Origin of the sequence: Bradyrhizobium sp. (assembly GCF_047605465.1) — a bacterium.
Classification (GTDB): Bacteria; Pseudomonadota; Alphaproteobacteria; order Rhizobiales; family Xanthobacteraceae; genus Bradyrhizobium.
Window position 1 is genome coordinate 276,554 of sequence record NZ_JASGFS010000001.1, and the last position, 17,575, is coordinate 294,128.

General features: G+C 63.1%; 15 protein-coding genes. 2 read left to right on the forward strand and 13 right to left on the reverse strand.

Annotated features, from left to right (window positions below; translation table 11 throughout):
* Window positions 1-7: 7 nt before the first annotated feature.
* The 9 genes from QM712_RS01370 to QM712_RS01410 form a co-directional block, all read right to left on the reverse strand.
* Complete coding sequence (locus QM712_RS01370; RefSeq protein WP_415021219.1) at window positions 8-943, reverse strand: phosphotransferase; 936 nt, start codon at window positions 941-943, stop codon at window positions 8-10.
* Between the two features lie 12 nt (window positions 944-955).
* Window positions 956-1,918 carry a phosphotransferase family protein gene (locus QM712_RS01375; protein WP_415021220.1) on the reverse strand — a complete coding sequence of 321 codons (963 nt, stop codon included), beginning with the start codon at window positions 1,916-1,918 and terminating at the stop codon, window positions 956-958.
* Window positions 1,915-3,204, reverse strand: coding sequence for a Zn-dependent hydrolase (locus QM712_RS01380; protein WP_415021221.1), 1,290 nt, complete (start codon window positions 3,202-3,204; stop codon window positions 1,915-1,917). Before QM712_RS01380 ends, QM712_RS01375 begins: the two co-directional genes overlap by 4 nt.
* Entirely contained in the window at window positions 3,197-3,958 is a 762-nt protein-coding gene (locus QM712_RS01385) for a DeoR/GlpR family DNA-binding transcription regulator (protein WP_415021222.1), read from the reverse strand. The genes QM712_RS01380 and QM712_RS01385 overlap by 8 nt, the downstream gene beginning before the upstream one ends.
* The gene (locus QM712_RS01390) at window positions 3,955-5,790 is read right to left on the reverse strand and encodes an ABC transporter ATP-binding protein (RefSeq protein WP_415021223.1); all 1,836 of its coding nucleotides are present in this window, start codon (window positions 5,788-5,790) and stop codon (window positions 3,955-3,957) included. The genes QM712_RS01385 and QM712_RS01390 overlap by 4 nt, the downstream gene beginning before the upstream one ends.
* Complete coding sequence (locus QM712_RS01395; protein WP_415021224.1) at window positions 5,790-6,707, reverse strand: ABC transporter permease; 918 nt, start codon at window positions 6,705-6,707, stop codon at window positions 5,790-5,792. Before QM712_RS01395 ends, QM712_RS01390 begins: the two co-directional genes overlap by 1 nt.
* Before the next feature lie 25 nt (window positions 6,708-6,732).
* Window positions 6,733-7,713 (reverse strand): ABC transporter permease, encoded by a 981-nt coding sequence (locus QM712_RS01400; protein ID WP_415021225.1) that lies wholly within the window; start codon window positions 7,711-7,713, stop codon window positions 6,733-6,735.
* 62 nt (window positions 7,714-7,775) lie between these two features.
* Window positions 7,776-9,356, reverse strand: coding sequence for an ABC transporter substrate-binding protein (locus QM712_RS01405; protein WP_415021226.1), 1,581 nt, complete (start codon window positions 9,354-9,356; stop codon window positions 7,776-7,778).
* A gap of 349 nt (window positions 9,357-9,705) precedes the next feature.
* A complete protein-coding gene (locus tag QM712_RS01410) occupies window positions 9,706-11,166 on the reverse strand; it encodes an amidase (protein WP_415021227.1) in 1,461 nt (486 codons plus the stop codon).
* A 123-nt stretch (window positions 11,167-11,289) separates the two neighbouring features.
* Here QM712_RS01410 and QM712_RS01415 point away from each other — a divergent pair, with 123 nt between their 5' ends.
* Together QM712_RS01415 and QM712_RS01420 are read left to right on the forward strand one after the other, a co-directional pair.
* Complete coding sequence (locus tag QM712_RS01415) at window positions 11,290-12,291, forward strand: phosphotransferase (RefSeq protein ID WP_415021228.1); 1,002 nt, start codon at window positions 11,290-11,292, stop codon at window positions 12,289-12,291.
* Window positions 12,292-12,300: 9 nt separating this feature from the next.
* Window positions 12,301-13,227, forward strand: coding sequence for a phosphotransferase (locus QM712_RS01420; protein WP_415021229.1), 927 nt, complete (start codon window positions 12,301-12,303; stop codon window positions 13,225-13,227).
* 57 nt (window positions 13,228-13,284) lie between these two features.
* Here QM712_RS01420 and QM712_RS01425 read toward each other — a convergent pair whose 3' ends face one another.
* The 4 genes from QM712_RS01425 to QM712_RS01440 form a co-directional block, all read right to left on the reverse strand.
* Window positions 13,285-14,712 carry a DUF4403 family protein gene (locus tag QM712_RS01425; protein WP_415021230.1) on the reverse strand — a complete coding sequence of 476 codons (1,428 nt, stop codon included), beginning with the start codon at window positions 14,710-14,712 and terminating at the stop codon, window positions 13,285-13,287.
* 53 nt (window positions 14,713-14,765) lie between these two features.
* Window positions 14,766-16,016 carry a DUF3300 domain-containing protein gene (locus QM712_RS01430; RefSeq protein ID WP_415021231.1) on the reverse strand — a complete coding sequence of 417 codons (1,251 nt, stop codon included), beginning with the start codon at window positions 16,014-16,016 and terminating at the stop codon, window positions 14,766-14,768.
* A gap of 41 nt (window positions 16,017-16,057) precedes the next feature.
* Window positions 16,058-16,363: a hypothetical protein gene (locus QM712_RS01435; protein WP_415021232.1), complete on the reverse strand. Its 306-nt coding sequence runs from the start codon at window positions 16,361-16,363 to the stop codon at window positions 16,058-16,060.
* A 182-nt stretch (window positions 16,364-16,545) separates the two neighbouring features.
* A complete protein-coding gene (locus QM712_RS01440; RefSeq protein ID WP_415021233.1) occupies window positions 16,546-17,556 on the reverse strand; it encodes a phospholipase D-like domain-containing protein in 1,011 nt (336 codons plus the stop codon).
* Window positions 17,557-17,575: the final 19 nt, after the last annotated feature.

Here is a 17,575-nt window from a genome sequence, read left to right on the forward strand (position 1 = left end):
AACGCAATCACAGGTTTTTCAGGAAGAGAGGCCAGCGTGGGTCGTAGATGATCGAGCGCGCGCGCATATGTTTCCAGATGCCGTATTTGTAGAAGTCGAAATCGAGCGTTGAGATGCGGTTCTGGACCATAGCCCAGGTGCTCCACTTGATGTCGGCGAGCGCCTTGTGCACGATGAACCGGCCGTGGGCCTTTTCGTCGTAGCGGCCGAGATATTCCTCGATGATCTCCTTCTCGATCGCTTCCGAGAAGAAGTGCTCTCCACTCCAGATCGCCAGATCGTAGAGGCGCTCGTTGTTGGAGGCATATTCGAAATCGATCAGCACGATCGAGCGATCGTCGCCGATGAGAAAATTGCCCGGCATCGGATCGTTGAAGCACGGCACGATGTCGAGGCCGGACGCCTCGAGCGCGGCACGCGCCTGCTGATATTGCCACATCAGCCAGTCGTGGTCCTCAGGCCAATGCGCCTGAAGCTGCCGCGCCTGCTCGAAATGCTCGTCGATCATGTCGAAGACGGTCTTGGTCAGCGGCAGCGCGGGCGCTTGATGGAACCGCCGATAGAGCCGCACAGTCTCCGCGCGCACCGCCGGATCGATGAAATCCTGGTGCGTCGATGCCCGGCGATCGTCGAGAAACTCGGCGATCTCGATTCCGGCATGGTCGAGATAGTCGAACGTCCTCGGTCCGACACCGATCGTCTCGGCCTGCCGGCTCGCCGCACGCGCAGCCTTGCGATCGATGAACATTTCGGTGCCGCGGCCGGGAATCTTCAGAAAGAAATCATGCCGTTCGTCCGCAACGGACACCCTGAAGTTCACGTTGCTGATGCCTCCGGACACGGGACGGTAACGGATCGACCGCCCGTTCCAGGAACCAATTTGCGCAACAGCTTCCTCGAGCTGGCGCTCCGCATCGTTCTGCGCTGTGCCGATCTCTCTCATGCCCCTGCCCGCCTAGATCGTTCGCATCCGCTCTTCGAAGCCCGGCTGTCCGAGCAACATCCGGCACCTCAGGAATCGCCAGCCCGCATATTTCAGGAACTCCAACCCCTGCGCCGCGGACCGGGCGGACAACAGAAGGCTGCGCAAGGCCCAGTAGAAATCATCGGCCGCCGCGTAAAGGCGACACCGGCTGAAGGCAATCTCCGTGAACTTGCCATCGTGCAGCTCGAGCAATGGCTTCATCTGGCTTTCGAACTGGAACAGCTCGTTCATCTGCGTCCCCAGCTGGTAGTAGGGGTCCATGTCGCCGGCCATGTCGAAATCGACGAGCGCGATGGCGTTGTCGGGCCCCAGCATCACGTTCGACGAATGCGGGTCGCCATGCGCGGGCCGGCGATCCACGCCGGACGCATCGATCGCCTGGCGGATCTTTCGCGTCCAGCCGAGCATCCAATCGGCGTCCCCCGGCAGCGGCACCTCAAGCGGTGCGAGCATCGACCAGATCGTCTCGATCCCCTCGAACACGGACCACGGTCGGCCCAGCGCCGGCGCATCCGCCATCGTTTTCTGCAGCGCGATCAGGCGAGGCCAGCCTTCCTTTCCGATCAGGTCATCGATCTTCGCACTGCGCCAGCCATCGAGCCGCTTCATGAGCAGCGCCCGCTCGGAGGGAGCGTAGCCGATAATCCCGGGCGCGATGCCCGCCTCAGCGGCGCGCGCCGCTGCCGCGACAGAGATCCGATCGTCGACCAGCTCGGCGACCTCTTTCGCCGCCAGGCGGAGAAACAGCGTCATCCCGCTTCCGTCGGGTGCGACGAGGAACGAGCTCGATTCCACGGCGTGATAGGACGGCGATGCCACCGGGAATGCGGCCGCTTCGTAGCGCACGCCCTTGGCCTGTTCCGGCAGCAAGCTGGCTAGCGCCCGCTCGACGCGCTGCTCGCCGGATGTTCCCACCTTGCCAAGCTCCGTCATGCGGAACTCTCCTTTGAAGCGATCGATTGCACGCCGTCGCAAGCGAGCGCGTAGAGCATGTCGGCGAGAATCTGTGTCCCGACGGCCTGATCTTCCGGCGTGGTGAATTCGGTCGGATGATGGATCACGCCGTTCTGCGACCGGACCGCCATGACGATCGACGGGCAGACCTCCGACATGGCCACGGCGTCATGTCCGCCGATCGTATCCAACCGCCGGGCCGATTGCCCCTTGCCCGCCGCGACCTGCTCGGCCAGCTTGATGAGACCGGGCGCGAAGCCCCCCGCGCGACGACGGTCGATCGAGCGAACCTCGTAGCCGACATTCGCCTTTGCCGCCGCGGAAGCGATGCTTTCCTTCATGCTGGCTTCAGCCTCGGCGAGCGTTTCCGGCGAGCCGGATCGCAGCTCGATGAACAGGACGGCCTCCGACGGCACCGTGTTCGGTGAGTTCGGGAAGACCTCGAGGCGTCCCACGGACGTATGCAGATCGAGTCCGTGCGCGCCGGCCAGTTCCTTGAGGTCGGCGATCAGGTAGGCCGCCGCCAGAACCGCATCCTTTCGCAGCGCCATCGGCGTCGGGCCCGTGTGAGCCTGCTGGCCGAGGAACGCGAGCCTGTATTTCGTGGCGCCCCAATAGCGGGTGAAGACGCCGAATGTCTCGCCCGTCTTGAAGAGCTTATCGTCGCCCTCGATGTGCAGTTCGATCAGCGCATCGGGGCGCGCGACCTTGTCGGTTCCAGCATATCCGATCTCGGCGAGCGATTGACGAACCGTGACGCCATCGCCGTCCTTGCGGTCGAGCGCCCATTCGAGTTCCGCGGCGCCCGCAAACACACTGCTGCCCAGCAAGCTCGGCTGAAAGCGCGCGCCTTCCTCATTCGTCCAGTTCACGACCTGGAAGTTGCATGCCGACAGACGGTTCTCCGCCTTCAGCCGCTCGGACACCGCAAGCACGGCCTCGCACGCCGAAATGACGCCGAGCGCGCCATCGAAGCGCCCGCCGTTCGGTTGGCTGTCGATGTGCGAGCCGACCATCACGACCGGAGCGTTGGCGCCCGCAAGCGGGAGCTTGCCGAACTGATTTCCGATCGCGTCGATCTGCTGCTCGAACCCTTGATCCCTGAACCACGAGCCGAGCCAGTCGCGGGCCTGACCGTCGGTCTTCGACAGCGTCAGCCGGTTCATGGCGCCGTTCGGCTCTCCGCCGAAGGTGGACACCTTGTCCATCATCGCCTTGAGACGAGCGGGATCGATCGGGGCGGCGGGCGGTTTCGTTTCAGGCATGTATGACGTCCACTTTCAACTTTTGAAACTTGTCGAGATACTCTTTGGCAATCTCGCCGCCCGTGATGACGCCGTGCACGGCATCCAGTCCGAAGGTGTGAATCGAGCCGAGGCGTCCGAATTTCGTGCTATCGGCGACGATGACGGACCGCTTCGCCTGCTCGCGCGCGGCGCGCCTGAGGATCGCCTCGTCCTCACCATAGTCCATGAAACCACGTTCGACGTGCACGGCGCTGATCGCGATGATCGCGAGATCGAAGAAGTGCTCCTTGATCGCCGCGACGGCTTCCGGACCGAACGTCGCCTGGTAGACGGGCCGCAGCCGACCTCCCAGGATGCGGACATTCGTCGTCGCCTGGTAGTAGAAGTGGGTGGCAACGGCGAGCGAATTGGTGACGACAGTGACGTCCTTCCGGGCCTCGATATGCTTGAGGCAAGCCAGCACGGTCGTACCTTCGTCGAGGAATATCTTCATCCCGTCCTTGACAAGCGCAGCGGCCGCCTCGCCGATCCGGGCCTTTTCGCGCGCGCCGAGCCGCAGACGAACGCTGAATGGCTGGTCACTCTCCTGGTGATCGATCACGGCCCCGCCATAGACACGGCGAGCGAAGCCTTGCGTCTCCAGCTCCCTCAGGTCACGCCGGATGGATTCGTGGCTGACCTTCAGCCGATCGACGAGATCTTTCACGTCGACACGCTGATGCTGCCGCAGCAGCCCGCGGATCAATTCCAGGCGGCTCTCGGTGAAGCTCATGCGGTCTGCCTTTCGCTGACCGCTGCATCGGGGTGCTCCGGCGTCCCGACGAGATGGCACGCGGCGAAGTCCTCACCCGCGCGCACGTTCAGCAACGGGTGAACGCCGTTGCATATGTCCATCACGCGCGGGCACCGGGACTTGAAAGTGCAGCCCTCGGGAATGTTCAAGGGACTTGGCGGCTCGCCTTCGAGCAGATACTCCTCCGGCTTGTAGCGCTTCTCCTCCAGCGTGGGCATCGCGCTCAGCAGCGCCTTCGTGTACGGGTGCCCCGGATCGAAGAACAGCCGCTCATTGTTGGCGAGCTCAAACACTTCGCCGAGATACATCACCGCAACCCGGTTGCAGACCTTCCGCACCATCGCAAGGTCGTGCGAAATAAATATGTAGGTGAGGTTGTACTCGCGCTGGAGCCGCTGGAAGAGATCGAGCAGCTTGAACTGCTCCGACTGGTCGAGCGCCGACAACGTCTCGTCCATGATCAGGATAGTCGGCTCCAGCACGAGCGCCCGCGCGACATTGACACGCTGGCGCTGGCCGGCGCTCAGCCCAAGCGGCAGCTCGCCGTAGAGGTCGGGAGACAGGCCGACCTCGCCCATGACCTTGAGAACGCGCTCGCGCATCTTGGCCTTGTCACGCCAGCCATGGGTCCGCAGCGGCTCCTCGATCATGCGTCCGATCGAGGTCCGGGGCGGCAGCGATCCGAACGGATCCTGCAGGACCATCTGCAGCTGGGCACGAAACGCCAGCAGCTCCTTGCCCCGGAGGGCCGCGATATCCTTGCCCTCGCAGAGAATCTGCCCCGAGCTCGGCAACTCCAGGCGGGACAGAAGGCGCATCAGGGTGGATTTCCCGCAGCCGGATTCTCCGACGATCGCAAAACTGTCGCCGCGGCGGACGTCGAACGTCACGTTACGGACGGCGCGGACCAGGTTGACGCCGCCGAGACCGCTTCGCTTCTTGACGCGGTAGGTCTGCGACGCATCGCGAAGACTGAGCACGACCTCGCGATCTCCGGCCGGGGACGGCAACTCCTCGGTCGGTTGCCAGATCTTGGGCGTCTGAGCGACCAGCTCGCGCGTGTAGGAATGCGCCGGCTGTTGGATCAACGCGTCGGTCGCCCTCTCCTCGACGATACGCCCGCGGTCGATCACCAGCGTGCGGGAGCTCGCCTCGCGCACCATCGGCAACGACGACGAGATGAACAGGACAGCGGTGTCGAACTTGTCCGTCAGCTCCTTGATCAGACGGATGACCTGGGCGGCGACGGTCACATCGAGCGGCTGCGTCACGTTATCAGCCACCAGCAATGCCGGGTTCGTCACGAGCGCATCGACGAGCAGAGCGCGCTGCATCATGCCGCCGGAGAATTGCGACGGATAGTCGTGAAAGCGGCTGCGCGCCGACGGTATCCGGACAGCGTCCAGCAGCTCGATCACGCGGGACTCCGCCTCCTTTCGCGACGTCCCCGGCACCACGGTCCGCATTTTTTCGACGATCTGCGTGCCGACCGGCAGCGTCGGATCGAGCGCTCCCATCGGATTGGCGCCCACGTAGGCGACGCGCTGCCGGAGCGCGCGCATCTCCGATTCCCTCATCGTATAGATGTCGCGCCCCTCGAACAGCACGGTCCCCGCGCGGCGAACCAATGGCGGCTCGAGCCAGTTGACCGCGACACGCGACAGGACGGTCTTTCCGGCAGCGCTGGCGCCGACGACCCCGACGATTTCCCGGGGCGCCAACGACAGCGAGACGTCGTCGAGGATCACCTTCGCGTTCGGCGAACGGCCGACGCTGACCGAGACATTCTTGAGTTCGAGAAGCGCCCGCATCAGTCGGCCCCCGCGTGGATACTGTCTCGGGCCCGCTCCAGAGCCGCGCCCATCAGATTGATGCTGGTGAGGGTCAGGCCAAGGAAAAGTCCCGGCATCGTCGCGATCCACCATGCGTTCAGGAGATACTTCCGTCCGTCAGCGATGATGTTGCCGAAGGTCGGCGTCGGCGGCTGAACGCCGAGGCCGAGGAAGCCCAGCGTCGATTCGAAGATCATCATGCGGGCGACGTCGAGCACCGACGTGAAGAGGACCGCCGGGAGCAGGAGCGGTAGAAGCAGGGTGACGATGATCCGCAGATCGGTCGAACCGCCGATCTGCGCGGCGCGAACGAATTCGCGTTGGCGCTCCGTCATCACGATGCTGCGCATCACGCGCGCGTAGACCGGCCAGTTCGACATGCCGAGCACGAGAATGATCGCGGGGATCGTCGGCCGCGATACGCCGAGCACCGCGATGGCGAGGATGATCATCGGAATCGACAATTGCGCATCGGTCAGGCGCATGATGATCGCATCGGTCCGGCCCCCGAAATAGCCGGCGACCGTGCCGAGCGCGCATCCGATGATCAGCATGACCACGACGGATGCGATCCCGATCAGGAACGAATATCGCAGGCCGACGAGCGAACGCACCAGCATGTCGCGGCCGAGTTGGTCGGTTCCCAGCGGATGGATCCAATTCCAGTTGGCTCCCACGAAAAGCGGCGGCAGCAGCCGCGCCTTGACGTCCATCTTGGTCGGATCGATGCCGCTCACCTCGGGATAGATGACGGTCGCGAGCGCGAGGAGGATGAAGATGCCGGCGCCCACGCGAAAGCCGGGAGACGCGACGGCCCTGTCCAATATCCGGCGCGCGACCGAGCGGGACGTTAGGCGCGAGGGAGACACGGAGCCCGTCAAAGTTGTAACCGACATCGTACAGCAGACCTCACGGGGCGGTTCAATAATCAAGCCGGGGATCGATCGTCGTGGCGACGAGATCGACGATGATGTTGATCAGGACGAAGATGGCGCTCGTGACGATTGCAATTCCCTGAATGAGCGGGAAGTCCCGTTGCAGCACTGCATTGATCGTGAGCAGCCCCAGCCCCGGATAATCGAAGATGTATTCGACGATGATCACGCCGCCCAACAGGCTCGAAAACTGGATGCCGAGCAGATTGAGCAGCGGCACCGATGCGTTGCGAAGCACGTGGTTCGCAACGATGCGGCGGCGCGACAGGCCGCGCACGCGCCCGACCGATACATACGCTTCGGTCATCTGCGATGACACCGAGCTGACCAGCGAGCGGATCAGGATCGGCGACATCTCGACGGCAAGCACGATGGCGGGCAGGATCGTATAGGCAAATCCGTTATAGCCGATGGCGGGCAGCCAGCCGAGCTTGACGGAAAACAGCAGCGCCAGGACGATTCCCAGCCAGAAATTCGGAAGGGATATGAAGACCGACGAGATGTAGAATGCGAGCTTGTCAGGCCATCGCCCCGGATTCAGGCCGCCGAGAATTCCGATGATCGCGGAGAAGACCAGCGCGATGACGATCGTGACGGCAGCGAGCTGCAGCGTCATCGGCAGCGCCTCGAGGATCAGGGTCAGCACCTTTGCGCGCTCACCCCGGGTCGTATCGTTGAAGTTGGAGCCGCCGGTCGCCGCGCCGTTGGCGGGCCTCACGAAAGACTGACCGAGATCGCCGCGCAGAACCGAGCTCATGTAGCGGCCGAACTGGACGATAATCGGATCGCGCAGGCCCATGTCCTTCGCGATCTTCTCGATCAATGCTTCGGGGGCCATGCCGCCCGCCATCAGGCGGACGGGATCGCCCGGCACGACCCGCAGCAGCGTGAAGATCAGGAACGACACGAGTCCGATGATGACGGCACCCTGCGTCAAGCGCCGGATCAGGAAGTTTATCGTGAACATTCCGTCAGCTCCAGGTCCGCAGAGGCTGCAGCCCGCACCTTCGGGCTGCAGCCTTCATCATGCTACGCTGCGCTCTTCGAGGCGTCCATCGACCCGTCGGGATAGATGAAGAGACCTTCGAAGTCCTTTTGCATCGCGTGGATCATGACCGACGTGAACAGCGACAGCGCCGGCATCTTCGATGCGATGAGCGGCATGGTCTCGGTCTGCAGGATCTTCTTGCGCTCCTCGAGCGTCGGCGCGCTGCGCTCCTTGTCGAGGCTGGCGTCGATGTCCTTGTCCTCAATTCCGCAGATGCGGTGCGAGGTGGAGTGGAAGTGCGTACGCAGGATCAGGTCGGGCTCGGGCGAACCGGTCGACCAGCCGCAATCCACCATGTGGCCCGGACCGCCGCCCGGCCGGTGATACAGCCGTTCGTTCCAGGCCGCGGGCTCGAGCACGGTCAGGCTCACGTTGAAGCCCTGCTCGTTGAGCATCGCGGTCAGGATCTCGCCGTACTCCTTGGTCTTCGGATAGAAGCCGACCGAGGTGATGTATTCCAGCGGAGGCAATCCCTTCCCCTTCGGGAAGCCCGCTTCGGCAAGCAGCGCCTGGCACTTGGCGGGATCGAACTTCGGATAGTTCGGCAGATCGAAATACGCGAACTTGACCGGCGAGATGAAGTTCGACGAGGGATGGCCCGCCGACCCCAGAACGTCGAGAAGAACGTCCCGGTTGATGGCGTGACAGGCCGCAAGACGGATGCGCTGATCGTTGAAGGGCGGCTTGGAGCAGCGGAACCAGAGATATTTGTTTTCGACCGACACGACGCGGTTGATGCGGATGTTCGGATTGGCCTTCACGGTCTCGACCTGCTCGGGCTCGAGCCGCTCGACGATCGATGCCTGGCCGTTCATCAGCGACAGCATGCGCGTGGTCGAATCACCGACGAAGGTGAAGTTGATACCGGCGATCGCCGGCTTGCCCTTGAAGTAGCCGTCGTTCGCGGCCATCACTGTGGTGTTGCCGCGCTGTTCGACGAATTTGAAGGGGCCTGTGCCGTTGAGACGCTGCGACAGCACGCCGCCCGGGCCGGCTGCGATGTCTTTCGCCGACATGATCGGCAGGAACGCAGCGAGGAACATGAAGAGATGCGCCGGATAGCCTCCCTTCGAGGTGTCGACGATCACGGTGTAATCGTCGGGCGTCTCGACCTTCAGCGTTTCGGTCGGGCCCGGATACCATTGCGCAGGACGATCCGGGCGCGAGCCGTATTCGAACGTCGCCTTCACGTCCTCGGCCTTGAAGGGTTTGCCATCGTGAAACACGATGTCCTTGCGGAGCGTGATCTGCAGACGATTGGGATCGAGCAGCTTGATGTCGGTCGCGAGCTCGTAGACGACCTCGTCCGGCTTATCGAGCTTCATCGGCGTGCGGGTCAGGAAGCCCATCACGAAGCCCTGGATGTTGTTCTGCGACAGCGTGGTGTGCGCGGTCGGATCCCAATTGCCGGTGATGTTCTCCGCCGACAGGAACGTCAGCGTTTTGCCGGCTTGGGCGTGGGCTTTAGAAATGAAGAAGTCTGGATCGATCTGCGTGAACGCTGCGGTGACAGCAGCTCCCGCAGCTCCCTGCAACAAATGACGGCGGCTTAGTTCTGACATCGACACCCCCTATTTTTGTGTAATCGTTAAAATCGGTCAAAACGGCCATGCACGCAGCATGCCAGCGCACTAACCTACGCATTCCTGCAGAAATCTGTCGAGTCCATTTGTGGGTTTTGACCGTTTTTCGGTCAACTTGCTGTTGCGCGATGCAGCATTCGCGGTTTTGCGTCGCAGCGCAAACCACCCTCGCGGCCGATCCGCCACCACAATACGCAGCAGATCGACCATTTGTTGGGCATCACGTCGCGCATCGCTGCTTCAGCGCATGCGACAGGAATGACCGCGCGAGATTTCACTCACATGATCGCGTGGGCTTTTTCGCCCACGCGATCATCATCGCAGATCGTCAGAACGGCCAGTTGCGAACAACGCCGAGCGCGTTCTCGAGGAACGCAGCAGCACTCAGGACACGTCGATCCTGGTGACGCCGTCCGACGATCTGCACGCCGATCGGCAATCCATTCTGGCTGAAACCTCCGCAGATGACCGCTGCGGGCTGGCCGGTCTGGTTGAACATCGCGGTGTACGGAACGATGCTCTGATGCACGTCATCGAGATCGGGTGCCGCGGCATCGGCCGGATAGGAAATCACAGGCGTCGCCGGCATCAGGACGACGTCGAAAGCGTCAGTTCTTTCAGCCACCTGCATCTTGAAACCTTCGATCTCATCCTGCGCGGCAAGATAGCTCTCCGCCGGCATGGAGACGGCCCTCATCGCCAACTGCAGGACTGCCGGATGCAATGCGTTGCGTTCGGCGTCGGAGAGCCGCGCGATCTCGTGATGACCGCGCGCGGAAAAGATCCGGTCGAAGGCGTCGCCGGGATCTGAATCGACGAGCGGACCTGCCGGCTCGACCGACGCGCCGGCCCGCGCCATGCATTCGGCCGCCCGCCGGACGGCTTCATGAATCTCCGGATGCGCGTTCGGCCCAAAACCGATGTTTTCGAGCAGCCCTACGCGCCATCCCCTGACATCATCGACGCGAGCGGACATGTAGGAGCCGTCCTCAGGACCCAATGCCCCACAGTCCCGGGCATCATAGCGGGCCAGCACGTCCATCAGCAGCGCCACGTCTTCGACTGTCCGCGCGATCGGACCTGCGCTTCGCATCGTGCTTGGCGGCAGATGCGGGATGCGGCCCTGGGTCGGCTTCAGCGTTGCAAGACCGCAGAACGCAGCCGGCAATCGCACCGATCCGCCAAGATCAGAACCGATCGTCAGAGGGCCGAGCCGTGCTGCAACAGCCGCGGCTCCCCCGCTCGATGAGCCGCCGGTATTCATGTTCAAATTCCAGGGGTTGCGCGTAATTCCGTGCGCGCTGCTGACACCCGAGGCAAGCAAGCCGAGATCCGGCATGGTCGTCTTGCCGAAGACGATCGCGCCTGCTTCAAAAAGCCGCGCGGCCGGCGGCGAGTTGCTGGTCGAAGGCTTGCGATTCCGGAAGGGAGCAGCGCCCCGATACATCGGCATGCCGGCGACGGCGACGCTATCCTTGACGGAGACGGGCACACCGTCCAATGCGCCGAGGCTTTCTCCCCTCGTCCACCGATCGGCCGATGCGTGCGCCGCAGCGCGCGCGCCTTCGCGATCGAGATAAAAGAACGCATTGAGCTGCGGATTGAGGCGCTCGACCCGGTCGAACACGGCATCCAGAACTTCGACGGGAGAGAAGGTGCGCCTGGCGTAACCTGACGCGAGTTCCGATGCGGACAGGCTGCAAAGATCGTTCGTGGTCGGGTTCGAGATGCTCATCGCGGACTTGATCTCCATGAAAGTCGGACAATCGAAAAGCGGGACGCGCAGCATTATGGCATTTGCAAAAAACTGAAAAGGTATCCAATGTGCGCCGCCGCCGCTTTCGTCGTGTGCAGTGCGTGCCTAAAACATCGCACTTGTCGCGACGCGAATTTTTGAGAAAAATGATTTGCGGTGGTGGTGACCGGGGGGCGTTCGTCAATGCAAGCGACGGATCAGTTGAGGCGCGCGACGGCAGCTTTCAACGCGATGGGGGTTCTTCCAAACGACGGCGTCGAATTTATCCGGACTATTCCGAGCGTGGCGATGCCGCTTCATCTTGCGCTGGATGCGAGTCCGAACTGTGTTGTCGATACGTCGGGCAAGCCGCTGGCATTCCTCAAGCTCTACGAACCCGAAGCGCTACCCTTCGTCGATTTCAGCACAGCGGCGGTCGCAAGCCGCCAGGCCGCTGACCTGCAATTGGCACCGGCGCTTCTCGGATACGATGCAGCCGCCGGCGCAATGTTGTTCGACTGGCTCGCGCCTGAAGACTGGCGAATGGCGGTCCGCGAAGATCTCGACAGGGACGAGACGCTCGGCGCCATTATCGGCGCCAAGAAATCATATCATGGCAGTCAGGCGTTGCCTCGGACGCGTGGCCCCTTCGATCGCATTGACGAATACCTGGACGTGATGGCGAAGACGCGCGGCGCCGACGGCGCTCCCCTGAGCGATGCCCGCCGCGTGCTCGAACTCGCGCCGTGGGTGGCGAGGATCGAGCAGGCCTTTGCCGCGGCCGGTTCCGACGTCGGCCCGACCCATGGCGAGAACACCCTGAGCAACGTGATGCTCGACGGTGCAAATCGCGTGCGGCTCGTCGATTTCGACCGCTCGGAGAACGCGGACCCCCTCTATGACCTCGCATCCTTCTGTGTCGAATTCTGCAGCTTTCGCGAAGATGTCGATCGCGCGGTTTCGCTCTACCTCGGCGCACACAGGCCCGACGTGGCTGCTCGCGTGAGCCTGCACATGATCGTCGACGACTTCCTTTGGGGATGCTGGGCCATGATCCAGCACTTCACCTCTCCACGCAGCGGCTCCGTCGAGTTCTACAAACTCGCGCAGAACAGGTTCTTACGCAGCAAATATTGGCTGACACGCTGGGACGTCGCGACCCTGATGCGGTCGATCTGAGGAGACATCATGAGTGCGATCGAGGGAGCGCCCGAACAAGTCCTGGAAGCGCAGCTGAAACGAGTGCCGGCCTGGACCGGGCGGAACCTGAATTATTCGCGGATTCAGGGCGGTATCACCAACCTCAACTGGCTGGTCACGCTCAAGGACGAGGGCATCCGCTACTTCGCCAAGCTGCCCGGCGCAAAGACCGAAATATTCATCGATCGCCACCTCGCGCACGAGGCGGCGCGCAAGGCGGCCGACACCGGCTTCGCGCCCGGCATCATCTTCATCGCGCCGGACGGAGCGATCGAGGTTCACGAATTCCTCGAAGGCTATCGAAGCTGCAACGTGGCGGATCTGCTGAACGCGGATGTCCGCGCCAACGTCGCACGTGCCTATCGCGCCATTCACAGGACGCAACAGCTCTCCGGCGTGAAGACCGGCTTCGATCAGTTGCGGGAGCGACTGGCACAGGTTCGCGATCACGGCGGCCGTCTCCCGCGTGACCTCGAGCAATTGCTATGGCAGGCGAAGCGCGTCGAAGAGGCCGTCACGGCCGCCGGCATGGATTACTGCATGTGCTTCAACGACGCTTATGTCACGAACTACATGGTGGATGCCCAGCGCAACGTGAAGATCATCGATTGGGAATACGCCTCCAACAACGACCCCTATTGGGATCTGGGCATGTTCAGGGAGGAGACCTTTCTCGAAGGCGACGCCCTGCGACAGTTCATCGAGGCGCATGACGGGACATTCACCGAAGCGGCCGAAGCGCGCGTATTTCTCTATGGCGGCGTCGGAATGCTGCTCTGGTCGTTCTGGGCCGCGCTTCAAGCCCGGATTTCGACCGTTCCGTTCGACTTCGCCAAATACTCCGAGCTTCTTGCGTTGCGGGCGCGCGCGAGAATGGATTCGGAGTCCTGGGAAGAGGCTCTTCTCACGGTGTGACACGAGACCTCTTCCCGGCACGCGCCGCCCCCACGGGGCCGCGCTTCATCGGACACTTCACATCCCGTAGAGGATCCTCAGATCGCCGCTGGCCCGCAGCGCGATGACGATGCCATCCGCGGGCAGATAGACCTTGTCGAGCTTCGCCGAGGACAGATGGCCCTCCATGCGAAAACCATCCTTCAAAGGCCTGGTCAGCCTGGAATTGGCAGCGTTCAACAGGTTCTCATAAGCAATGCCGTAGTCGACACTTCCCTTCGATCCGAGTTCAGCCGTGATCGGCTGGAGCAGCGGCGCGAGCGCTTCGTCATCCGAGATGACCGCAAGATCGGAAAGACTGACGGCATGGCCATCGGCGTCGACCTGGATTCCGCCGGTGAAATAGATCCATTTGCCTGCGTCAGGATCGGACTCAGCTGCTTTCGCCACGCGCAAGCCGAGCACCAGCTTGCCGGATGACGGGTAGACGTCGACGTCCCGGATCGCGATACCCGGCACCGACGGCATCGCCGCGATCGCCTGCTTCAACCTGTCCTTTATCGTGTCGTAACCGATCTTGACCGGCAGAATGACATCGAACGTACCGGGCGCATCGACGTCGTGGCCCAGGGACGGCAGCGGCGTTGCCGTGACGGCCGGCGGAGCCTGCCCGACCACTGTCGCGGCGGTTCCGGACAGCTCGAGCGATCCCCGCAAGACCCTTGCATCGGCGCGAACGCCGGCGAAAGCAGCGTTCTGCGGCGTGATCTGCAGCCAGACGGCCGGATTGTCGGAGAGCTGGATCGGCTCGAATGCATGCCGCCATGCGGCGGCCGCCTTGTCATGAAGATCGAGGCGCTTCGCGGCCGCGAGCGCATGCGACCGCACGACCCCAAGCTGGGCGTGGATGCGCGGCTCGGCATACTTCGCCAGAGGGATCTCGCGACCCATCACGTGCAGCACCGGCGGCTCACTCCAGCGAAAGCCGTCGCTGAAGTTCAGATCGAGCGACCAGTCGCGGCCAAGCTCCGGACGCGCTTCGGCTTCGATCGTCGCGCTGGCCTCGGTCTCGCCGTGAATGCGCGACGTGAACCTGTTGGCCCCCTGTCCTTCGAGCACCCCATGAATCGGGACAGCGCCATAGACGCGGTCGCCTCGGCCATAGAGGGAGACCGAGCCCGAGCGCTCGACATATCCCCAGATATCGCAATTGGCGTTGACGCGGAAGAACAGCACGCGCCGATGAACGCAGCTGACTTTTTCGTCGATGCTTGCGAGGCGCTGCGGAATATCCCTGCCGATGTCCGCGGCAAGCGCCGGCAGCCCGAATTCGACGCTCGCGGTGACACGCGAATCCGTGCTTAACGGCGCAACGGTGTCGGGCGCCAACGGCGGCTTGTCGGCGGCCGACGCAACCGACGTCCATCCGAGCAGCGTAAAAGCCGCGAGCGCGGCGCCGGCTGAACGGCGAATGGTGCGGTGACTGACGTAATGGCGAGGCTTCATGATCGGTCTCGATTTTCTGGTCGTGACGTTCAGGACGAACTGGTCCGGCGGGCTCAAAGGCGATGACGGCCACCACCGAAGCGATCCTCAAACCCGTCCTCGCGGCCGAAGCTGCGGGGCGCGGGCCGGAACGTCTCGGCGCGCGGACGGCTGAATTCGGGGCGCGGCTCGGCCATCGGACGCTTCGGATTGCGCGGCGGTGTCGCTTCGCGATTCATCTCTCGCGGCGCGATCCCGGGGATGCCGGACCTGGTGAGATCGGGAACGCGCTTTGCCGCGTCCATCGCCCTGGCGGCTTCACCGGCGTCGTCGAACCTACGGTCCGCTTCACGCGGCAGATTCAGACGATTGCCGTCGATCCGGTTACTCAGTGCCTCGCGCGCAGCCAGCGTATTGCCGCGGCCGAACCGTTCGGCGACAGCCGCGTCGTGGTACGGCGCGTTGCCGCGATGCGCGGGGTTGTGAACCCAGACGTTGTTGGTGATATCAGTGTGGTTGAACATGTTGAACCGGTTCACGTTGATGATCACGTTGCTATGCCACCAATCGCATCCGCCCCAGATCGCAGCACCGACCGCAACGCCCGCGGCAAAAGAGACGACGTTGCTGGCGACGAAGCCGGGCGGCGACCAGTAGAACGGCGGATAGGCCGGATATTCCCACGGACCGTAAGCCACGGCGGGATCGTAAACCGGAACATAATAGACGTCGGGATCGACCGGTTCGATCACGATCGCCTGTTGACGCGACGGCGTTGCGATGTCCGCAGGGACCGGCTCGGAGGTCACGCGCTGCTGTGCGTTCGATTGCAGGTTTCCCGTCGCCTGCGCCTCGGCACGCAACGTCTGCACGGCAGTCATGACGTCCTGCTGCTGGGCCAGGAAGGCATCGCCCAATTGCTGCGTCCAATCGAGTTTGTCGCTCATCATCTGGAGCGTTTGCGGCACGGCGGCAAGCGACTTCACGCTCGGATCCCAGGACTGGCCTTGCATCGCGCCCTGGAGCGCGGCGCCCGTGACACCAGGATTGTCATGAGACCAGCGCGCAGCTTCGACGATCTCGAGCGGATAGGTCGATGCCATCAGCACCTGCGTCAGCAGCGGATCGGGATAGAGCGCGATCGGCGCGACGAGCTGTTGGAGCTGGCCCTCGGACAGCCTGGACGGCGCCTGGTTCTGGATTTGGGGCTGGGTCGCAGTAGCGTCCTGCGCATGCACCGGTGCCCCGGCGAACCCGAATGCGATCACGACCGCCGCACCGGCGAGGTTGAGGCGCTTCAGCGCCGATAGAGTCTTGTTTGTCACGGTTGTTGTCCTGTCATCGGTTTGTGCAGGGGCGCTTCGGCTTACGGGCAGATGCGCTGATTGTTGCGCCAGTAGCAGGTGGATCCGCGGCGGTAGGCGTAGACGTTGCCATCGCGGCCGACCGCGACCGCGCCATTGCGATCGAAAGCCACTCCCCCACGCGGGCCGACGCAGCCGGCGCCGATGGCGCTGCGGCCGCAGGAGAACGCCTGCGCCTGCGCGGTGCTGAACAGCGCAGCCAGTGCCGCGATGGACAGGGCAGCGAAGGTGGAGATCGACGCCCTCCCAAGGTTTTTCTTGAATGAATTACAATCTATGCGGGAATTTACATTCGTCGATGTCGTCATGGTTTCGGTCCTTTATCGGTGATGAAAATCGAACTTCGTGGGCGGCACCAGGCTCGCGCTCAACGTGATGAAGCAATGCTCCCGAACGCTCTCGAATACAAATACCGCCTCGATATGCAGGTATCGGCGCGCGCTATATCGGTCGGTGAAAGAGTCATCCGATCAGATCACGCGACCTCTGCTCATTTCCGGCATCCTTCGTCGGGCGCGACGCCGCCCAGCGCCAGGCGCCTGACCTCGCCGAGACCCCGGCCTTCGAGATCGGCGAGTACCGCTGCATCTGACAGCGGCAACTTCTTCGATCGCTTCCAGTCGTGCTCGACAGTCGCGATCAGGCGCCGGACCACATGGTCCGATCCGGTTTCAATCGCCAGCTCGCGCCGATCGTCGAAACTACCCGGACTGAGATTGATCGAGCCGACGATGGCGCGGCGGCCGTCCGCCACCATGATCTTGCCATGCAGCTTCAGATGCCGCAGCGTCCGGACCTTGGCGCCGACATCGTGAACGATCCGCAGCCCGCTGACGCCCTCGAACAGCTTCTTGTGCTTCAGCTTGTGCAGTGCGCGGGACATGATCCGGACCTTGACGCCCCGGTTCACCGCGCGCACGAGCCGCTCGATGATCACCATGTCCTGGTAGCGCTCGTTCTGCAGCCAGAGCGTTTCTTCCGCACCGTCGATGAAATCCGCGATACGCTGGCGGCCGTTGTTCGGACACCAGATCAAATGAGACGCCGGGTCCGGCGTGAACGCCTGCTCGGCCCAGTCGGCATCGAAGCAGCGGACCATCTCCGCGACTTCGGACATCCTGGTGGTCTCGACGGCGTAATCCCGCGTCTCCGTGAGATCGCGCGTCTCCCAATTCAGGGATTCGATGAAGCCGACCCGGCCATCGATCACCATCGACTTCTGATGCGTCACAGCGAATTCCGCACTGCTGTCCTTCACCGATACGCCGGCGGCCAGCAGGGTTTCGCGCGCGACATTGTTGTCACTGGTCCCGTCCCGCCGCGCCGGGTTGAGCATCACCCGGACATTCACACCGCGGCGGCGGGCAGCGACCACGGCCTCGAGCAACGCCGGGTCCGTGAACAGGAACATCCGGATGTTGAGGCTGTGCCGGGCAGCCTCGATGGGCGCAATGATCGCATCGGCGCCGTCATCGGGAAGAACGATCAATCGGTGTGACATGATGTTTATCCCTTCCTTG